Annotated in this window: 13 protein-coding genes; 5 read left to right on the top strand and 8 right to left on the bottom strand. The window is 33.2% G+C overall.

Annotation, left to right across the window (positions count from 1 at the left end; genetic code table 11):
- Positions 1-171: 171 nt before the first annotated feature.
- From ACTCAF_RS04955 to ACTCAF_RS04940, 4 genes are read left to right on the top strand one after another with little or no spacing between them, the layout of a single operon-like run.
- Positions 172-3378: a CHAT domain-containing protein gene (locus ACTCAF_RS04955; RefSeq protein WP_463062184.1), complete on the top strand. Its 3207-nt coding sequence runs from the start codon at positions 172-174 to the stop codon at positions 3376-3378.
- Between the two features lie 2 nt (positions 3379-3380).
- On the top strand, positions 3381-3728 hold the full coding sequence (locus ACTCAF_RS04950) for a hypothetical protein (RefSeq protein WP_463062183.1): 348 nt from the start codon (positions 3381-3383) through the stop codon (positions 3726-3728).
- A gap of 11 nt (positions 3729-3739) precedes the next feature.
- The gene (locus tag ACTCAF_RS04945) at positions 3740-5341 is read left to right on the top strand and encodes a mucoidy inhibitor MuiA family protein (RefSeq protein WP_463062182.1); all 1602 of its coding nucleotides are present in this window, start codon (positions 3740-3742) and stop codon (positions 5339-5341) included.
- A gap of 24 nt (positions 5342-5365) precedes the next feature.
- Entirely contained in the window at positions 5366-6766 is a 1401-nt protein-coding gene (locus ACTCAF_RS04940; protein WP_463062181.1) for a hypothetical protein, read from the top strand.
- A 68-nt stretch (positions 6767-6834) separates the two neighbouring features.
- Here ACTCAF_RS04940 and ACTCAF_RS04935 read toward each other — a convergent pair whose 3' ends face one another.
- From ACTCAF_RS04935 to ACTCAF_RS04925, 3 genes are read right to left on the bottom strand one after another with little or no spacing between them, the layout of a single operon-like run.
- Positions 6835-8001 carry an HD domain-containing protein gene (locus ACTCAF_RS04935; RefSeq protein ID WP_463062180.1) on the bottom strand — a complete coding sequence of 389 codons (1167 nt, stop codon included), beginning with the start codon at positions 7999-8001 and terminating at the stop codon, positions 6835-6837.
- A 9-nt stretch (positions 8002-8010) separates the two neighbouring features.
- Positions 8011-10833 carry a PD-(D/E)XK nuclease family protein gene (locus ACTCAF_RS04930; protein WP_463062179.1) on the bottom strand — a complete coding sequence of 941 codons (2823 nt, stop codon included), beginning with the start codon at positions 10831-10833 and terminating at the stop codon, positions 8011-8013.
- Entirely contained in the window at positions 10823-13885 is a 3063-nt protein-coding gene (locus tag ACTCAF_RS04925) for a UvrD-helicase domain-containing protein (RefSeq protein ID WP_463062178.1), read from the bottom strand. Before ACTCAF_RS04925 ends, ACTCAF_RS04930 begins: the two co-directional genes overlap by 11 nt.
- Positions 13886-14077: 192 nt before the next feature.
- Here ACTCAF_RS04925 and ACTCAF_RS04920 point away from each other — a divergent pair, with 192 nt between their 5' ends.
- Positions 14078-14725 (top strand): Crp/Fnr family transcriptional regulator, encoded by a 648-nt coding sequence (locus tag ACTCAF_RS04920; RefSeq protein WP_463062177.1) that lies wholly within the window; start codon positions 14078-14080, stop codon positions 14723-14725.
- A 47-nt stretch (positions 14726-14772) separates the two neighbouring features.
- Here the strand turns inward: ACTCAF_RS04920 and ACTCAF_RS04915 are convergent, their stop codons facing one another.
- From ACTCAF_RS04915 to ACTCAF_RS04895, 5 genes are read right to left on the bottom strand one after another with little or no spacing between them, the layout of a single operon-like run.
- A complete protein-coding gene (locus ACTCAF_RS04915; RefSeq protein ID WP_463062176.1) occupies positions 14773-15090 on the bottom strand; it encodes a nitrous oxide-stimulated promoter family protein in 318 nt (105 codons plus the stop codon).
- Positions 15091-15330 carry a hypothetical protein gene (locus ACTCAF_RS04910; RefSeq protein WP_463062175.1) on the bottom strand — a complete coding sequence of 80 codons (240 nt, stop codon included), beginning with the start codon at positions 15328-15330 and terminating at the stop codon, positions 15091-15093. It lies immediately after the preceding gene.
- A gap of 25 nt (positions 15331-15355) precedes the next feature.
- A complete protein-coding gene (locus ACTCAF_RS04905) occupies positions 15356-16345 on the bottom strand; it encodes an ATP-binding cassette domain-containing protein (protein ID WP_463062174.1) in 990 nt (329 codons plus the stop codon).
- Between the two features lie 2 nt (positions 16346-16347).
- Positions 16348-17031, bottom strand: coding sequence for a GTP-binding protein (locus ACTCAF_RS04900; RefSeq protein WP_463062186.1), 684 nt, complete (start codon positions 17029-17031; stop codon positions 16348-16350).
- A complete protein-coding gene (locus ACTCAF_RS04895) occupies positions 17031-18263 on the bottom strand; it encodes an ABC transporter substrate-binding protein (RefSeq protein WP_463062173.1) in 1233 nt (410 codons plus the stop codon). Before ACTCAF_RS04895 ends, ACTCAF_RS04900 begins: the two co-directional genes overlap by 1 nt.
- Positions 18264-18306 lie beyond the last annotated feature (43 nt).

The following is an 18306-nucleotide window of genomic DNA, read 5'->3' as shown; positions in this document are numbered from 1 at the left end:
AAGAACTACTTTTTAGGTTTAGACAAAAGATTTATGAATCGGATAAGGTGTGTTACTTTAAATTGGATTATTATTTTAAAATTGAGGAAAAAAGACAGCAGATTAATGAGTTAGGCAAAATGAGAAGAAAGAAAAGTTTAATTGTGGCTTAAAGATGCAAAAAATGGGGTGATGGCAGATACTTACCACTCAAAATTGTCAGAAGAATCTACTACAAATAATAAAAATACTACGCCTAAAAGTGAAGCTGAGAAAATTTGGGAAATAGCTGATAAAGCTTACAATGAAAAAAGGTATAAAGATGCGATATATTACTATGAAAAATCTTTGGCTCTTTGTGGTCAGGACTATGAATGTTATGCTGCCGATTACAATGGTCTTGGAGCATCATACGAAGATATGGGAAATAATGAAAAAGCCCTTTACTATTACGAAAAAACAGTTGAAGCAGCAAAAAAACTCGGAGATGAGGGCTGGATTGCAACAGGATATTTTCTCACTGCTTCTATTTACAATCGCCTTGGCATAAATATACCAAAAGCTTACGAATACCTTAACTATTGTAAAAAAATATACGAAAAAGACAATGATAAGAGCAGTCTGTCAATCACACTACACGAACTCGGAAAAACAGAAAGAATGTTAGGTAAATTTGAATCGGCAATAGATTCTTTTAATAAATCCAACATATTATACAAGGAACTCGGCGATGAATTTTCCATCGGGGCCAACCTAAATCAATTGGGAATAACATATTCAAAAATGGGCCAGCTTGAAAAAGCAATATCTTATTTCAAGGAATCTTTAAAAGTTGCTGAAAAAGTAAACGACCCTGAAGCTATTTCAATTGTTACAAGACAATTAGCGGATGCCTACGCAGACATCTACAATTATGAAAATGCCATGAAATACTACGAAGAAGCAATAAATATTCAAAGGAAAAATCACATCTCAAAAGAATTGGGGATAAGCCTTAACAGCTTTGGCACATTATACATGGATCTTAACAGATACGAAAACGCAAAAACCCTGTATCTTGAATCTCTCGAACTTGCTAATAAACAAAACGATAACCCCACTAAAGCAACTATTCTAAATAACTTAGGCCACATAGAAAGCAGTCTCGGCAATATCGATAATGCATTTCAGTATTACAACAAAGCATTTGAAATTGAAAATAAGCTCGACAGGCCTTACTCATTAACTTACCTCTTAAACAATATAGGGATGGCATATTTCAAAATTGGAAATTATGAAAAGGCGCTTGAATACCTTAAACAAGCTCTTGATATTGATAAAAAGCTCAATAATCCTCACTTAATTGGAACAAGGTTAAATAATATAGGTGCAGTATTGCTAAAACAAAAAAAATATAGAGAAGCCGAAAAAGTATTTAGTGAAAGAAAAAATCTTGAAAGTAAAATAAAACCAAACAGATTAATAAACTCAGGCCTTGTCGAAACATATATTCTAACCGGAGAATTAGATAGAGCTTTAGCAATATTAAATGAAATTCCGCCTACATGGAAAGACACCCCCACCAGACATATGGAATATTATACACAAAAGGGATTAATATTGAAAGAAAAAGGGCTTTTGCAAGAAGCCGCCATAAATTTTATGACTGCTATTAATTCGATTGAAGACAACAGACACTTGATAAACAGCAAAGAGCAATTTTTTGCCGGGGGAAATTATTACAACAGATTAAGACCTTATCGAGAGATTATAGCAGTATTTTATGAAATGCACAAAAACAGCGAATATCTTGTCCCCGGTGTAAAAAATGTAACATCGCAGTCCCAAGCATACTCAGAGCTACTCAGGACAAGAAGAAGTGCATATGATTTTTTACAGTTTGGCAATTCACCCGAAGCAGCAGCATTTTACTTTTCTGAAATGACAAAAGCAAGGACATTGCTTGAAGCAATGTCTACATCAAATAAAAATAATGATATGTCGGAAATCCCATCTAATCTAAGAACTACAGAAAATAAAATTTTGAATAACCTTTCTTCAATTGAAACAGAGCTTATAAATTCTTATAAATCTGGTGAACAAAAGACAAAAGAACTCATAGCAAAAAAAGAAGGATTGAAAAAAGAACTTGATAGTTTAATAGCAATTTTAAGAGAAAGATATCCCCGATATGCTGCAATCAATTACCCTTTACCTGTAACTGCAGAAAAACTCCCTTTAAAAGAGAATGAGTTATTATTGGAATACTCTGTAACAAATGATGCTACATATCTGTTTCTTGTTGCCAAAGGTGGGATAAAAAAAATCATAAAACTACCTGTAAGTAAAAAACAACTTGAAGAAGACATAAAAGCATTTCTTTCGCCAATGACACTTAAAAAGCCGGAAATGTTTTCTATTGAAGCTGCACAAAATCTCTACAAATTACTACTTTCCGAAGCTTTGGAAAATGTAGATGAAAATACAAAAGTAATTATAGTACCTGATGGGATACTTGGTGTTTTGCCATTTGAATCATTAATTATTCAAAAAGGAAATAATATAGAAACGTCTATATTTGTAAATGACAGGTACAATATATCTTATTACCAATCTGCCACAATACTTGCATTAAATAGAATGTTTCAAAAGAAAAATCCCAAAAAATTACTTTTTGCTATCGGCAACCCTGTTTTTACTGCTGACGATCAAAGATATATAGCATGGAAAGAGGGAAAGACTTTAACAAACTACACATTAAACGATAAAAGTAAATATGCATTTAGAGCACTTGCAATAAATGTAAAATGGGGAGCAACGACAAAAAGTGAAAATAATAAGATAGAATTTCCCCTTTTACCTGAAACCGAAACTGAAATAAAAAAGATCGCGAAAATAATGGGGACTAAGCCAGAGCCACCGGACATTCTTTTTGGGGTGGAAGCAAATGAAACCAATTTTAAATTAATAAGACCAGAGGATTATAAATACCTTCATTTTGCAACCCATGCATCACTGCCTGGAATGATTCAAGGGATAAAAGAGCCATTTATACTGCTTGGTCAAGTGGAAAATAAAAATGATGATGGTTTTTTAACACTGAGCGAAGTTTCAAAGATGAAAATCAATGCAGACCTTGTGGTATTATCAGCTTGCGTCACAGGAGTAGGAAAAGAGATAGAGGGGGAAGGTGTCGCCAATTTTGCAAGAGCATTTCAGCAAGCTGGAGCAAATTCGGTTTTGGTTAGCCTTTGGGAAGTAGCCTCTGAGCCAGCAGTGGAATATATGGAAGAACTTTATACTAACCTTAAATCTGGCAAGAGTAAAACCGAGTCAGTAAAACTTGCAAAAAACTATATAAAATCTAAATATAAAAATCCATTTTATTGGGCTGTCTTTATATTACACGGCGAGGGATAAAAATGAGTATATCAAACGATAAGAACAGAACTTATTTTAAAATAATAGGTATTTCTTTAGTTGTTATAATTTTATGGGTACTACTTGGAAGTGTTGATGCGGGACCGGCGGGTATAGGAATTTTAGTGTCTGTTTTGGCATTTATAGATGTAATAAGCGGAAAATTTAATGGAAGTGAAAAAGTGGTATGGGTGATTATTTTATTAATTTCAGTGATAATTGGCATTATTGGTATTACTGTTAAAGAAATATTTCCAATAAACTCTAAATTTGAGCTCTTAGTTGGACTGATTTCTATTATTTTTGGAATTTCATATTTTCTGATAGGCAAAAATAAAAAGTTAAAATAAAGGGGGCTGTAATGAAAAGAATTCTGCTTGCGTTGCTCATCATCTTTATTATTTGTGGGTTTGGCTATTCTTACCCAGAAACAAATACAAAAATTGAAAAGGTCACGGTATTTAAAGATTCGGCACTGATTGACAGAGTCGGAGAGATAAACGTAGAAAAGGGGGAAAACTTATTCATTATAAAAGGATTAACTACAAACGTCATAGATAATACAATTCAGGCTTCTATCGACAAAAATATTGGCAAAATAGTAGATGTAAAGGTTGAAAAAAGCTATACTTCAGCTGCAAATGAAGAAAAAATAAATCTGCTTTTGCAACAAATAAAAGAGGTAGAAAACAAAATAAAAATGCTCGAACATGAAAAAAAGGCTACAGAAAATTTTATTGATATTATCGGCAAGTCCAACCCTTTTTCAGCAAGCTTAAAATTAACTGCTGCCGAACTACAAAATTACTCTAACTTCTTGGAAAACAGCCTGAAAAAATCCTACAAAGATTTGGCTAAAATTGAAACTGAAATCTCTAATCTCAATGAAGAAAAAGACAAACTAAAAAATGAGCTTTCAAACATCGGAGGTCAAAATAAGGAATCAAAAAACATTATTCTCACGGTAAAAGGTTTTAAAACTGCGGAATCAAAAATAGAATTAAGCTATCTTGTAAACGGTGCAGGTTGGAGCCCTCTTTACAATGCTGATGTAGATACTTCAAATGATTCAATAACTTTTGATATCTATACAAATATCACGCAAAGCACTGGAGAGAATTGGGAAAATGTGACTATGGAAATTTCCACTGCCAAATCCGTATCAGCCAAATTTTCTGATATATCTCCATGGTATGTGGATATTTACAAACCTTCCCAACCGGTTTTTTACAAGGAGATGAGGGCATCCAAAGCCTTGATACCTGAAGAAATTGAGGATAAGTTGGCTGGTGTTGACTCAAATGAACCTGCTGTTAAGGAAGAGGGCATATCTTTTAGCTTTATATTAAGAGATACTGTTACTGTGCCTTCAGATAATCAGCCTCATAAAGTATTTATAGCTTCTAAAAAAATTACAAAAAACAACTTAAAGGAAAAGCTAATAAAATATGTCGCGATACCTAAGAAGTCACCATATGTATTTCTTACAGGGCTCTTCAACAACCCATTTGAATTCCCGCTTTTTGCCGGCAAAGTTAACATTTCTGTAGACGGGAAATTTTTAAATACTGAAAATTTGTCGAGCACAAAAGCTCCTGCCGAACAGATTCAGCTCCCTTTGGGAGTGGACGAATCTTTAAAAGTTGAAAGAAAAAGACTTAAAAAATTTACCGAATATTCAGGAATCGTTTCAAAATCTGAAAAGATATTCTTTGAGTATGAGATAGATATCCAAAACGGCAAATCAAAAGAAGTAGGAATCGAGGTAAAAGACAGCTACCCTATCTCATTGAATGAACAGATAAAAACACATTTGGAAACACCTACTGATAAAGATGCAGCCATTTCAAAAGACGGAATAATAATTTGGCAAGTCAATATACCTGCCAAATCAAACCGAAAACTTAACTTGAAATTTGACATAGAATATCCTAAAGAGCTTAAAATAAGTGGAATAGAGTAATCTAACATTATAAGAGGATTAAGTATGAAAAAAATCTTTGCCATAATTGTTTTATTGATAAGCTTTACAAATGTAATGGCTGAGAATAAAGAGATTTTCGGAATAGGCTATGGGCAAGATAGGGAAATTGCCAAAAAAGAAGCCCTTGCTGATCTTGCCACGCAAATTTCTGTAAACATCAAAAGTGACTTTGAAAGAGTCCAAAAAGTCCTAAATAATGAAATTAAGTCAAGTGCAGCAACAAGTATTATCAAAACTTCATCTGAAATCCCTCTGTTGGGGATCAAGTTTGAATATCAAGATGAGGACAAGGTGATTGCAATCCTTTCATCTGAAAACAGTTTGAGTGCTTACATTAATGAAATAGAAAAACTTACAGTAGAAACCAATAAATTAAAAACTATGGCGGAGCAAACAAATAACTCATCTTTAAAATACGATTATTTGCTGAAAATATTAAGCAACCTGAAGCTTCTTGAAAAATACAAAACCGTTGCAATAATTCTCGGGCATTCTAATTTTCCTGTACTTGATATTACCGAAAGTGAAATCAAAGACCAACTTGTTAAAATTCAGCAAACCCCTGACTCCCTTGACACTGTAGTCAACATCATATCAAAAGAGCTGACATTCAATAAAATTTACATTTTTCCTGTAAAACCAAAAATGTCAGAGGAGATTACAGAATTTTCAAAATTATTAAAAACAATGCTCGCACAGAAAACAGATTCGGTCGGCACCCCTGAAAATGCTGAATTTATTTTAAGGGGCAATTACGAGGTTATAAATAATAAGATATTGCTAAACATGAATCTTTATAATAAAAATTATAATAGCATAAAAAATTATTCCCTAATATTTGATTCAAAAATAATTAATGCACAATTTCAGCCACAATATCAAAATTTTGATTACGCTCTACTTACCGGAAATGTTACAAGGTCAAACCTTAAGGTAAAAATTGGGTTTAAGGGGTATGGTACAGGCGAAGGTATTGACCTGAATGCAGGAGACAAAGTCGACCTTGTTATAAATACAAATCAACCCATTTGCTATTATATTGTAGGACACGTATTCAACAAAAATGAAAAATTCAGCTACCTGTTGCCTATAGGTGTTTATGGAGATGAATTTAAAGGTAAGATAGCCGGCGAACTTGTCAATACGAATTACGTAGTTGCGGAAAATATAGAAATTGCCCCACCCTACGGCAGAGAAGTATTGCAGCTTTTTGCGACAACATTGGGTAATGACGGAAAATGCGAATTAAACATTCCTTCTTGCCATACAAACAAGGATGGGTATTGTGTTCTTGAAAATGAACCTATCGTTAATGTGGGCAAAACAAGGGGGCTGAGCTTTAAAAACGTAAGTAAGAATATCGAAACCAGTGAGGCGATATTTAGCTTTACCACTTTTGAATAATTATATTCTGCTTACATCTGCGGATACTGTTAGCGTATTTTTACTGGCTGTAAATTAATAATAAAATGTTACTCATTGATAAAAATATTTAAAAATTTGTATTTTTTCTCCATATTTTCCTTTGCTTGCAGAAGGGTGATAGGTTTAATGCCATTTTCAATGGAGATAAGGGCTTCAAAATATGCGGCGATTATATCGTATTCCTTTATCTTTTTGCCGTCTACCGGATTAAAACTATCATCATTATATTTTTCAAAAAGCTCATCTTTGCCAACAAATTTAGTTTTTCCACCTTCTTGAAATTTGCATTCAAATTCATCTTTTACAAAATATTCTATCTCTAAGTGGAGTGTCTTAGGCAATAGCGGCAACACATTTTCCTTTATCTGCTGAATTTCAATCTCCTTGAGAAGCTCATCAAGCCCCTCTACCCCCCTTTTCACGGGAGAGATAATGTCTCTTGTCATCACTTCAGGTAAGTCATGAAAAATACCACCAAAAAAATAATTGTATTTTAGCCTATCACAAATTTGTAAATTAAAATTATCAAAATATCCAAGTGCTGCAACAATATACATATGTCCAAGCACACTTGTTTCAGGCATTCGCGGAGTATGTGCCCATCTTTGTTGAAATCTTAATTGCCCTACAAGGTCGATAAAATTTCTTGTATTCTCTCTGATTGTCATTATCTCTTTCACTGAAACAAGGTCATAGTGATTTTCTATTTCTGACAGGATATTTTCCCTTGTCTTTTCTATACCGTATAAATTTTTGTTCATATCATAAATTATTTTAAATTCCCAATAAGTTGCCAAATAGTGGGCAGCCTTTAAAATCTTCTTCTCAAAAAAGCAATATCTTTCATCAAACAGATATTTATCAAGATTTTCAAAAAAAAGATTATCTTCTATGCCGCTTTTTTCTTTTATTTCGGAATATATCCATCTATTAAATTTTTCTCCGTGGACACTTTTTAGCTTATAAAAGATAGGCGGCTTAATGTCAGTAGTAATTATCCTTTGCAATGTTTCAAAAACTGAGCCCTCAATCAGCTTTAACCAACTAAAATTGTTACCAAGAGCTTCTTCTATTTTGCCAATAACATACGCAATAATTACCTTATGAGCCTGTTTATCAAGCTCTGTAAACCCCATAGACGGCCTTAAATGGTCATTCCACCGCTGAATGTATGCTGCCTCAAATATCTTTTTTATCAAAGTATTATTAATCATAACTGTCACCTATACACTAAATTTACAAAAACTCTCATACTCACAAAATTTACAAATATCTTCTTTTGGCAGGGCATAAATCTTATCTGTCATTTTCATATGGCTCATTATATAATCTATTAATTTTTTATAATCATCAATATTTTCATCTGTCAGCACTTCTCTAAAATCCCTATCTTTCTTCCCGATATAATGAATTTCAGAAATAATATCTTTTTCGTAACATTCCCTTGCAAGTAAAATATAGCATGGCAACTGTGCTGAGTTAAGACTGTCTCTCACAAGGGTAAGGTTTTTATCATCATATATATCTTTAATATCATCAAACATTTCAATTAATTTTGCCACTTTTCTTGTATAAGGGGTATTTTTCCCTGAGCCTGTCTTGTAATCAATCACTCTTATCCTTCCATCCCTAAGCTCATCCACCCTGTCAATTCTCCCCTTTAATTTTAAACCAAAATTGACAATATCCTTTTCTGTCTCCAATATCTTAAATATTTCTCCAGCACTTTTAATATTTTTAAAGTAATCTTTTACTCTTCTTTCCAATATAATCTTCAACCCTTCAATTTGAAACTCTGTCAGCCTTCCTAAAAAGTTTTTTATTCTATTGTCCCTATCTTCATATAAAAATTCAGGTAGCCTCTTTATATCTTCTAAAATTTTATACTCTACATTATCAAGCAATTTTTCATCCAAGATTTTGCCTAAAACTTTTCCAAAGTGTATCTCAAAATATTTATGAACGATACTGCCGAGGGTATCTGCCTCAAAATCTCTGTCAAACCTTACCCTATCAGGCACAGCCTTGATATATTTTAAATAATAAGAATAAGGGCATTTCATATAACTATTTAATGCAGAAGGTGAAAAATGTTTTATACTGTCAATAAATTTTGACTCTACTTCCCCTTTTGGTATGTAATTTTCAATCTTATTCAATCTCGGTATAGAAAAGGGCACAGAATCAATTTTAATCTCCCTTTTTTCATTTTTCTCTTTAATCAGCAAAAGCTGCTCTACAAACCTGCTACGGATAAATTTATCACTCCCTGTTGCCCCTGATTTAAAAAGGATATAGGTATTTTTTGCAGAATAGATGAGCCTGAAAAAATTGTATCTCATCAACATCTCTTTTTCTTTAAAAGAGGTAAGACCAAGCTCTATCTTCACCGATTCAGGCAAAAGGGGGTCAATTTTATCACCTGAAGGCAGTACACCTTCATTAACGTCAGTAATTACGATATTTTCAAAAGTCAATAGTCTCGCCTCAAGCATCCCCATTATCTGAATGCCCTGAAGCGGATGCCCCTCATATGGGATAATTATGTCATTAATTATCTCACTCAACAGCTTATAAAAAAATGGCAAATCTCCAAATCTGTCTTTGTCAATCAATCTGAAATTATTTATTACCTCAAAATAAAAGTACTGCAAAATTTGAAAACTTAATTTTGCCGTCTCCTGCCTCAATTTGCTTTCATCAAGATTATCAAATAGATTTTTAAATGCTTCTTCTAACTGTATTAAATTTTTAGTTTGTAAAAAAGGGGCTAAAAGTTTTTTAAAAACAGCTCTATTTGAATCAAGTTGAAAAACAGAAGCCTCACTTTTGACAATTTCATTTTTAATCCAATTAATATCGTTAATAATTTGCTCTTTAAAAAGGGATAGAAGGCTTGAATTTAAAAATCTCAATAGAGTTTTGGAATCAGCAGAATTTGCTACACCTATGCTTTCCTTTCTTTTAATATCAACCAAAAGCATAAAAAGTGTTTCTACAAATACCCCCACTTCCGTGCTTTTTAATGGCATACTCAAAGATATATTAAGGCTCAAATTGTCTATATTTTCCAAATAAGATAGCAACGGGAAAAGGGTTTTTGAATCCGGAAGGATTACTGCCAAATTACTGCTGTCATATTTATTTTTAAAAGATTTATATTTATCTTCAATTAGTGTTACAGCCTTTTTTGCTTCATTATGAGTATCAGTAAACTGAAAGAAATGAATTTTTGAAGGGGTATAAGAGTCAGGCTTTATCTCTTCTATATCAAGGTTTTTGACTGATTTACCAAGCCTTTTACTAAGATTATCTACCACTTTAAACGTCTCAAACCTCTCAACCCCTTTTTCTCTATCCATTAAATCTGTCTGCACATAAAAATCTATATCAGCAAAGGCATCAATGTTTTTTATTATTTCAACCTCAGAGTTAGATAGATAAACTAACCCGGTAAATATAAAAATCGCATTTTTATAATCTTGTCTAAATTTTTCATCAAAAGTAAGTTTTACTGCCCGCCTGAAGATATCGCCGCCGTAAGTAATATTTTCATTTTCACGTCTATATTTAGCATACAAGTCTTTTAGGTTTTCAAGGATAGTTACGGCCTCAGGTAGTGCTTCTATATATTGAAAGTTTTTTATTCTATCTTCCAAAAGCTGCCTGTCTATTTCATCAAATAGCCTTGAAAGTCTCTTTGCCCAGGATAAAAGGCCTGCATCATCAAGCCCAATTCTTTTATTGAGATTTTCATCCCCTTTTATCAAATCGAGAAAATATATTTCCCTTTCAATTTTTGTGTGGAAAATAGGCAAATTATCAGAATAGTTTGTCACCACTGTCCTTGCAAACTCTTCTATTGTATAAAATTCCGTTTTTAAAGAAGTATCAATATCAATACTTTTTTCTACAAATCTGATAGGTCTTTTATTGGCAGAGATAAATACAACTTTGCCATAATTTTTCGCCAATCCCTTTAGCCTTTTAGATATAAAATTTACAAAATTTATACTCAAATCAACCTTGTAAAGTCTAAATGACATCTACTAACTCCCCTGTCTCAGCATAGTAAATAATACCTCTGCACTTATCAAATAGTCTCATATACTTTTTCATTTGAAGCTCGTGGTTTGAATCTTTATCCCCTGTCTTGTAATCAATAACAACAATCTCTCCCCCTTTTTTTATCACACGGTCAAGACGCATAATATTTCCATATCTGTCCACAAACTCTTTTTCATTCCAAAAGGCATCTATATCTTCAAAATATTTCCTCAAGTCTAACACCGCCTTCATCATTAATGGTTTGACATCTTCATCTGAATATCTCATTAAATTTACTGCTCTAAAATAAGCATTATTTATTATTGATTTTAAATCTTTTTCAAAATCTGCTTTACCAAGAAAAGACATCCCTAAGTGAAACAGCTCACCTTTTAGTCTCTCCCTTTTTTCAAAATTAAGATATGTTTCCTTTTCATATATTTTAAGGTGCCCTCTAAAATTTGCATTTATCTCAACTTTATCATCTTCTACAGGTTTTTCTTCATATTTAATTTTAGAGCATTTTTTCATTTCGCCTACAATATATCTTTCATTACAAGTTTTCTCAGACTTGCTACCATATTCTGAATTTTCAAGTATCATATGCAGTAAATCGGAAGCCGATATTTGTCTGCCGTATCTATTTTCCTGAATATCCTTTTTATACTGCCCAATAATAAAAAGATTTTCCCTCGCTCTTGTGTTTGCAACATACATAAGATTTAAATTTTCAACGATTTCATTTTTAAACTTTTCAAAATACTTATCTCTACCATCTTTTAAAAAATCCCTCGTCTTAGTAAGCTTTATCAGCAAGTAATCAGGCTCACCTGTAAACTCTTCAATATTTACGGCATGATATACATCTTTTAGCTTCCCTTTATCGTAAAGTTTCCAATCGTAAAAAGGGATTATGACAGTGTGACTTTCAAGCCCCTTTGACTTGTGAATTGTCATTATTTTAACAGCTTCTATATTTTCGTTGAGGCTTATTGTAATATCCTTCTTTTTATTAAAATATTCTAATACATCTTCCAAAGTTTTATGTTTATCAGAGATTTTTAAAACCTCTTCCAAGAATCTTTCAAAATAAACTTTATTGTCATTATAATTAAGAATATCGGCAGAAATAATTTTGCAAAAAATTTCATAAGGGGATAAAAATGCAATCTCACTTTTTATATTATCAAACGTCTCTTTATCTACTTTTAATTCACTGAATATTTTATCAAAATCCTGATTTTCGGGCATAGTCATGACATTTGCGATAAAGAGCAATTTTTTAATTTCAAAATTAGATGATACTCTCATTGAATCTTCCGTCACAAAGGGAAGCTCTTCAAAATATTCCCTCATCCAGGAAACAACCAAGTCTATATCACCCTTTTTTCTTAAAAGAATCATTATATCTGATGGGGGCACCTTGTAATCATTAATTACTTTTTTAAGGGTATCAACAAATTCATCTCGATGAAAATCTTCTGACTCGTCATTATCAGCCACATTTTGCAAAATAATTTCCAGATAACCATCATTTTCATTTTTATACTTTTGCTCTGAAGCCCCGTAAATACCTTCTATTGCATCCATCATCAAAATTTTAAAATCCTTTCCCAAATCATCTTCAAAAATCCCCAGCAAGTTTGCATTTAAAAGATTTGAAGTGTTAAATGTAAAATTGTTAAAATTTACAATATTTTTTGCGGAGCGATAATTTGTGTCAGTAAATTCTTCCTCTAATCTAAGACTATCGCTCTTGAGAGCTTCGTCAAATATTGTATAATCTCCGCCTCTCCAGCCGTAAATGGCCTGCTTTTTATCCCCTACGATAAATAGTGTCCCCCCTTCAGATACTGCATTTTCGATAAGAGGGAAAATCGCATCAAACTGCTCTTTAGATGTGTCTTGAAATTCATCAATAAGGTAGTGAGAAATCTTCTCCCCCAATTTCAAAAAGGCATAAGAGATATCGTTTTCACTTAAAATCTCACTCACATCCTTTGCAACCTTCTGTCCATCTACGATATTTGAGATATGTTTAATCTCTTCCTCTTTATCCCTTAACCTTTTCAGCTGCTGTGCCACTACATCTGTCTCAAAACTGCTCTTCAAAAGCATATATTTCTTAAGCAAATCCACACTTTCAGTTAGTCTTGAAATAAATTCTTTCTCTTTAGCCTCATCTAGAAAACCGCCTCCTTTATAAAGGCTGACAAGGGAACCTTCAGTTAATATTTCTTCATATCTACCAAGCTGTTGTATCATTTCATTAATGTCAGATTTTTTAAACTTTTTTATATTTGTCTTATTAAAAATATCTGCATGCTCAGAAAACAACTCCTGAAAATACCTAAAATTTTCAAGCAGATTAGTTTCAATTTCAGACTGTATTTCAGCAAAGTTTTTATTATCAAACTCAAGCTTTTCACATAGATTTTCAAAAAGTAGCAGATTTTCAGGAATATCGATATCTTTGTATTTACTAAGCCCATCAAATATAATCTTCTCCGGATTTACGCCGGATTGCCCCAAATCAAGAAGTTTGATTAAAAAATCGAGAAGCTGTATAAAGTTATCGGGATTAGAAACCACATCTCCAAAGGCAAGCTCAAAAATTTCATCCGATTCAAAAAATACCTCATAATCGGGCATAATCTTTTTTTCTATTGCAAAAGCTTTTAATATTTTATTCATAAAAGAATCAAGGGTAGTGACATTAAAATCACCGTAATTTTTTATTATATCCACGAGTAGATTTGCTGCTTCATTTTCTTTTATACCAAAACTATTTTTATCAAAATCTTTGTCAGGATAAATATCTGCAAGTTTCTTTAAAAAAAGAATGATTCTGTCTTTCATCTCAGCAGCAGCCTTATTTGTGAATGTAAGGGCAACTATTGAGCCGATAGAATCGGGGTTAAGAATTTCAGGGAAATTGTCCTTAATATTCCCCTTAAAAATCAGTTTAAGCAGGTGAATATATCGAGATGCAAGCCTATATGTCTTGCCTGAGCCTGCAGACGCCTGCGTGCAAAGACTTGGTTTAAGCATAATCACCTCATCATATCATACAAAGCATTCAAAATAGCTACTTATATAACCCAAAATAAAGACAGATATTTTCTAACATATAGATATTAGCACGAATTGATATGTGTTTAAAGGGATAAAAAGTGTATTTATAATTTTTGCCGGGCTAAATAAGTGATTTGATTTTTCGTAAATAAATGCTATATTCCTGACATGGATAAAAAAAGTGCGTTGAAAATGTTTGTAAACTGCTTTTTGGGAAACTCTGACGAAGAGACATTTAAACTACTTGAAAACATTTCAACACTTGTTAAAAAAGATAAAAAAGAGATATTTTTCTTTGAAGACCAAGAAGGGGAAAATATCTATTTTTTAGCCACAGGGCATATCAAACTTTACAAGACTAATGACGAAGGGAAAGAAGCAATAATTCATTTTGTCAAGCCAGGTGAGCTATTTGCTGAGATACTCCTTTATCTTAGAAACCGTTACCCCGTTACTGCAGAGGCGGTAGTAGATTCTGTCGCACTTGCTATTAACTCTAAAAAACTTTACCAATTGATAAAAGAACACCCGGATATTTCCATGAAATTAATAGGTATGATGGCTCAACGGATTAAATATTTTTTGAATATGGTTGAAAATCTTACATTAAGTGATGCAAGAAACAGACTGCTTAGATATTTAACTGTACTGGCTGATAAAAATAAAGATAATAAGGTGATACTGCCTGCAAGCAAAGGGGATATTGCAATCCTTTTGGGGATAGCCCCTGAGACATTTTCAAGACTCTTAAAAAAACTGACCGAAGAAAATATTATAAAAGTAAATGGAAAAGAGATTGAGCTTTTAGGAAATTAGCTTTTTATACCCTTAAGCCTTAAAACCCTTCGCAAAAAATCGACCAATCAAAAGAAATAATGAAATACCCAATCAAGTCTGCCCCTTTTGATAAAATAAATCCCGCTAAATTTCATTATTTCCTTGATTTTTTGACGCATTTCAGGTTTGTAACAGTGGATTTTACAATCTTTACATTTGGGTTTTGGGTCAAGAGGGCATTTTTCATCCCTCTTGAGTGCATAGTTTAAAACTTCAAAGCATTCACCACAATAACCGTCAGAGTTTTTTTCTCTATCTGGATGATTTTTTTTGCAATATACATACACAAATTTTCTTAAAATTTTAGCATCTTTCTTAATCCTTTTTTCTTTGGAAAGTGCCATTTAGTAGTCCACTCCTGCTGCTTGAATATTTGACGGGTCAAAAGCATGACAAGGTGTCACACCGTATACCATGTTACACTTTGGACATTTTGACTCAAATGTTTCCATTTCAAATTCTTCACCGCAGCTGCATTTTAATTTCATCGGCATAGGCATATATTGATTACTAAACCCCATCATCCTAAGTTTATCCACTACTTGCTTGCCATTTTCAAAACTTCCCATACATCCTTCATGCATAATTAAGCCTCCTATATTATTAATCTTATTTTAAAACTTCACCATTTCTCAACCTGTTTCTTAATTCCAAAAGTTTGTTATCAAGTGCTTCAAGCTCAGGCAATATTGCCTTCTCCTCTTCACTCGATTCAATTATCTTGGCAACCCCGCCATTTTTAATAATCAGCCTTTTGTCACCCATCAGTGCCAATATAGGGTCGTGAGTAGCCATAAGGACAATTTTTTCCTCTTTTACCAAAAGCTCTAAAGCTTTCTTCCTGTCAATACCCGCATTTTCTATTTCATCAATTAAAATTATGGGCGATTTGCTCAAAAATGCAGTATCCGCAATCATTAACGACCTTGACTGTCCACCGCTAAGTGCCGTCACCGGAGTATCTTTCGTAAATTGCTCACCTGCAAGTTTGTTTGCCTCTTCTATAATTCTGTTAACCTTTTCATCAACATCTTGTATAAACCTACTTTCCGCGTGAAGAGTAACAAACTCTTCAACAGTCAAATCCATTACAAAATTCATATTTTGAGAAAGTTGAGCCACAAGCTTGTGTTCAGTAGAAAATCGCCACTCTTTTTTAGGCTTTTCACCATTTATTAATACTTTTCTTTTAGTAGGGGTATCCCCCTGAGCCATCCACTCAATATCTGCCAAAAGTCTGCTTTTTCCTGACCCTGTGGGGCCTACTATGCAAACAACATCACCTTTTTTGATAGTAAGTTCAAAATTTTCAGGCTCATTTGACTTATTAAAGCCTCCGATAATAGTTATCTCTTCTACCTGAAAATCATTTTCAAGCACCTCTTCCATCGCAGACAAATATTCATTAAAAGCCTTTTTCAAATCTGAAAGAGTTGTACCTACATCCTCAAGTAAATCTTCACTCAACTCATTAAAAAAGGTATCCAAGTCTCTCTCATCGTTTTTATCAACAGTTATTCCGTAAGACTCAAAAAAGTCTGACAGGTAAGGTTTTTCAATTATAATCTTTGAAATAGGCTCTTTTAATATCGTACTCATAACTACATCTCCATCTTTCTTACATTGCCCATCTGATAGGACTCCCCTATCCTTGTCTCACCAAGACAATATGAACAAAGTGCAGAAGGCATCGAAAATCTTAATTTCTTACCTTTCAAAGTCTCTATTTCATTTGTATCTTCTATAAGACTTGCAAACTCATAAGCACCCTGCCCTGTGATGCCATTTACGTGCATAATTGTAGCACTCGGATTCACATTTTTTACTCTGCTTGCAAAAACTTCCCTTTCCGCCTGACTAACGATATCACCCTTTGTAATAATAACTATATCTGCAGATTTTAACATAGGACCAATTTTTTTAGGAGTATTTACGCCACTTAAATTATCAATTACACATACAGCCAATATATCCTTAATATGTGGTGAACATCTGTTGCAAAGCCCTGCACTTTCACTTATCAAAAATTCAAGATTATTTTCCAGCCCCCACTCAACGCAAGCTTCAATGTTACTTACAAAAAAATGGTCAGGGCACAATGCACCGGACAGACCTTTTTTAACAGGTATGTTTTTCGACATATAAAGCTTATCATCGTCAGTCAACAAACAGTCAAATTTTACTACCCCTGCCCTATAGCCCTTTTCTTTCAATGCATCTATTGTCTTTAAAATTACCGATGTTTTCCCGGAAGATGGGGGCCCTGAAACGGTTAAAAATTTCATCATCTCACCTCATCTGCGCTTTTTTCAAATACTTCATTTGTCATTTTTATCAGCTCGGCAATATCGTTTTCATAAATATACTCCCAACCAACCCATCTAAATTTTGCATTTTCAGGCAAAATATTTTTCACTTCACTGTTAAGTGAAGGGAAAAGCCCTTTATGGGAAAGGATTTCACCCACTTCTTTAGAGAAGATAAAATCTGCTACAGGCTTGAGTATCTCAAGTCTTTCTTTTTTTACAAGCATGAATATTGGAGAAATAATTGCTCCATCTTTTGGCCAAACTACTTTCATAGTGGACACATCCCTTACCATTTTTGTAAAAAAGTAAGGCATGATGGTTACAACAGGTTTTTCGGCTACTTTTTTCCCCGCATTTTTAACCATCTGGGCTGGATGCATAGATTTGAGCAGTATCTTACCCAATTTTTCAACACCTTCCAATCCAAAGTCTTTGTAAATACTTATCAAGATAGCATTAAAAAGGTCAAAATCACCCACCGGCAATGCAACTTTTTGATAATACTCTTCACTTAAAAGGTCTGCCCAACTTTCAGGGACTTTTAAATCACCGATTTCCTGCAAATTTACCATAAATACTGCAGGCACAGTACTAATTATCGTATAATCACCCTTCGGGTCTTCTATATCTACTCCATTAAAATCATCATTTAATTTTTCACCAAAATAAGGGTTTACAAACACCCCGTTATCCTTAAATCTGCCAATGGCTCTCTTGTCGAAAAATGTCTCAAAGCCCGCAGAAACAAAGATATCCGGAAGCTCATCTTCAGATTCCACTTTTGCAATCTCTTCTTCAAGAAACTTTGCACCTACTGAAGCTGCTTCAAGTTTATAGGTAATATTTATACCATTTTCTTCATTAAATTTTTCTGTAAAGCTGTCAAACCCTTCTAAAAGAGGTATTCTTACGGGACAAGGGAGTAAACCTTTTACTTTGATATCCCCCACTGCCACTCTCTTTTTCATCGTAACATCGCTTACGTTTCTTTCCTGTTCAACCTTCTCTTCCAAAAGTTTTACAAAGGTTTCCTCGTCAAACCCTTTTGATTTCAGGGCTGAACCAAGCTTTAAAATTTTACCTACACTATTTAACTTATTTTCATCCTTAAACATTTCAAAACCGTTAGCAACAAGTATATCAAGTGTCTCAGGGTATTTTTCAACCAATTCTTTTATTGAAATATTTGTATCAATTACTGCTGTCATATCTGCCTCCTTACTCTTTAGTGGGAAATATACATAAAAATAT

This window comes from Deferrivibrio sp. (genome assembly GCF_055117995.1).
Note: the sequence above shows the minus strand (reverse complement) of the source record. Positions and strands in the feature narration are given on the sequence as shown.

What these genes read in the sequence shown, in the direction of transcription:
- ACTCAF_RS04905 (WP_463062174.1), bottom strand. Translation starts at nt 16,345, where the DNA reads ATGAGTACGATATTAAAAGAGCCTATTTCAAAGATTATAATTGAAAAA.
- ACTCAF_RS04955 (WP_463062184.1), top strand. Translation starts at nt 172, where the DNA reads ATGGCAGATACTTACCACTCAAAATTGTCAGAAGAATCTACTACAAAT.
- ACTCAF_RS04940 (WP_463062181.1), top strand. Translation starts at nt 5,366, where the DNA reads ATGAAAAAAATCTTTGCCATAATTGTTTTATTGATAAGCTTTACAAAT.
- ACTCAF_RS04950 (WP_463062183.1), top strand. Translation starts at nt 3,381, where the DNA reads ATGAGTATATCAAACGATAAGAACAGAACTTATTTTAAAATAATAGGT.
- ACTCAF_RS04900 (WP_463062186.1), bottom strand. Translation starts at nt 17,031, where the DNA reads ATGAAATTTTTAACCGTTTCAGGGCCCCCATCTTCCGGGAAAACATCG.
- ACTCAF_RS04930 (WP_463062179.1), bottom strand. Translation starts at nt 10,833, where the DNA reads ATGTCATTTAGACTTTACAAGGTTGATTTGAGTATAAATTTTGTAAAT.
- ACTCAF_RS04925 (WP_463062178.1), bottom strand. Translation starts at nt 13,885, where the DNA reads ATGCTTAAACCAAGTCTTTGCACGCAGGCGTCTGCAGGCTCAGGCAAG.
- ACTCAF_RS04935 (WP_463062180.1), bottom strand. Translation starts at nt 8,001, where the DNA reads ATGATTAATAATACTTTGATAAAAAAGATATTTGAGGCAGCATACATT.
- ACTCAF_RS04895 (WP_463062173.1), bottom strand. Translation starts at nt 18,263, where the DNA reads ATGACAGCAGTAATTGATACAAATATTTCAATAAAAGAATTGGTTGAA.
- ACTCAF_RS04915 (WP_463062176.1), bottom strand. Translation starts at nt 15,090, where the DNA reads ATGGCACTTTCCAAAGAAAAAAGGATTAAGAAAGATGCTAAAATTTTA.
- ACTCAF_RS04945 (WP_463062182.1), top strand. Translation starts at nt 3,740, where the DNA reads ATGAAAAGAATTCTGCTTGCGTTGCTCATCATCTTTATTATTTGTGGG.
- ACTCAF_RS04910 (WP_463062175.1), bottom strand. Translation starts at nt 15,330, where the DNA reads ATGCATGAAGGATGTATGGGAAGTTTTGAAAATGGCAAGCAAGTAGTG.
- ACTCAF_RS04920 (WP_463062177.1), top strand. Translation starts at nt 14,078, where the DNA reads ATGGATAAAAAAAGTGCGTTGAAAATGTTTGTAAACTGCTTTTTGGGA.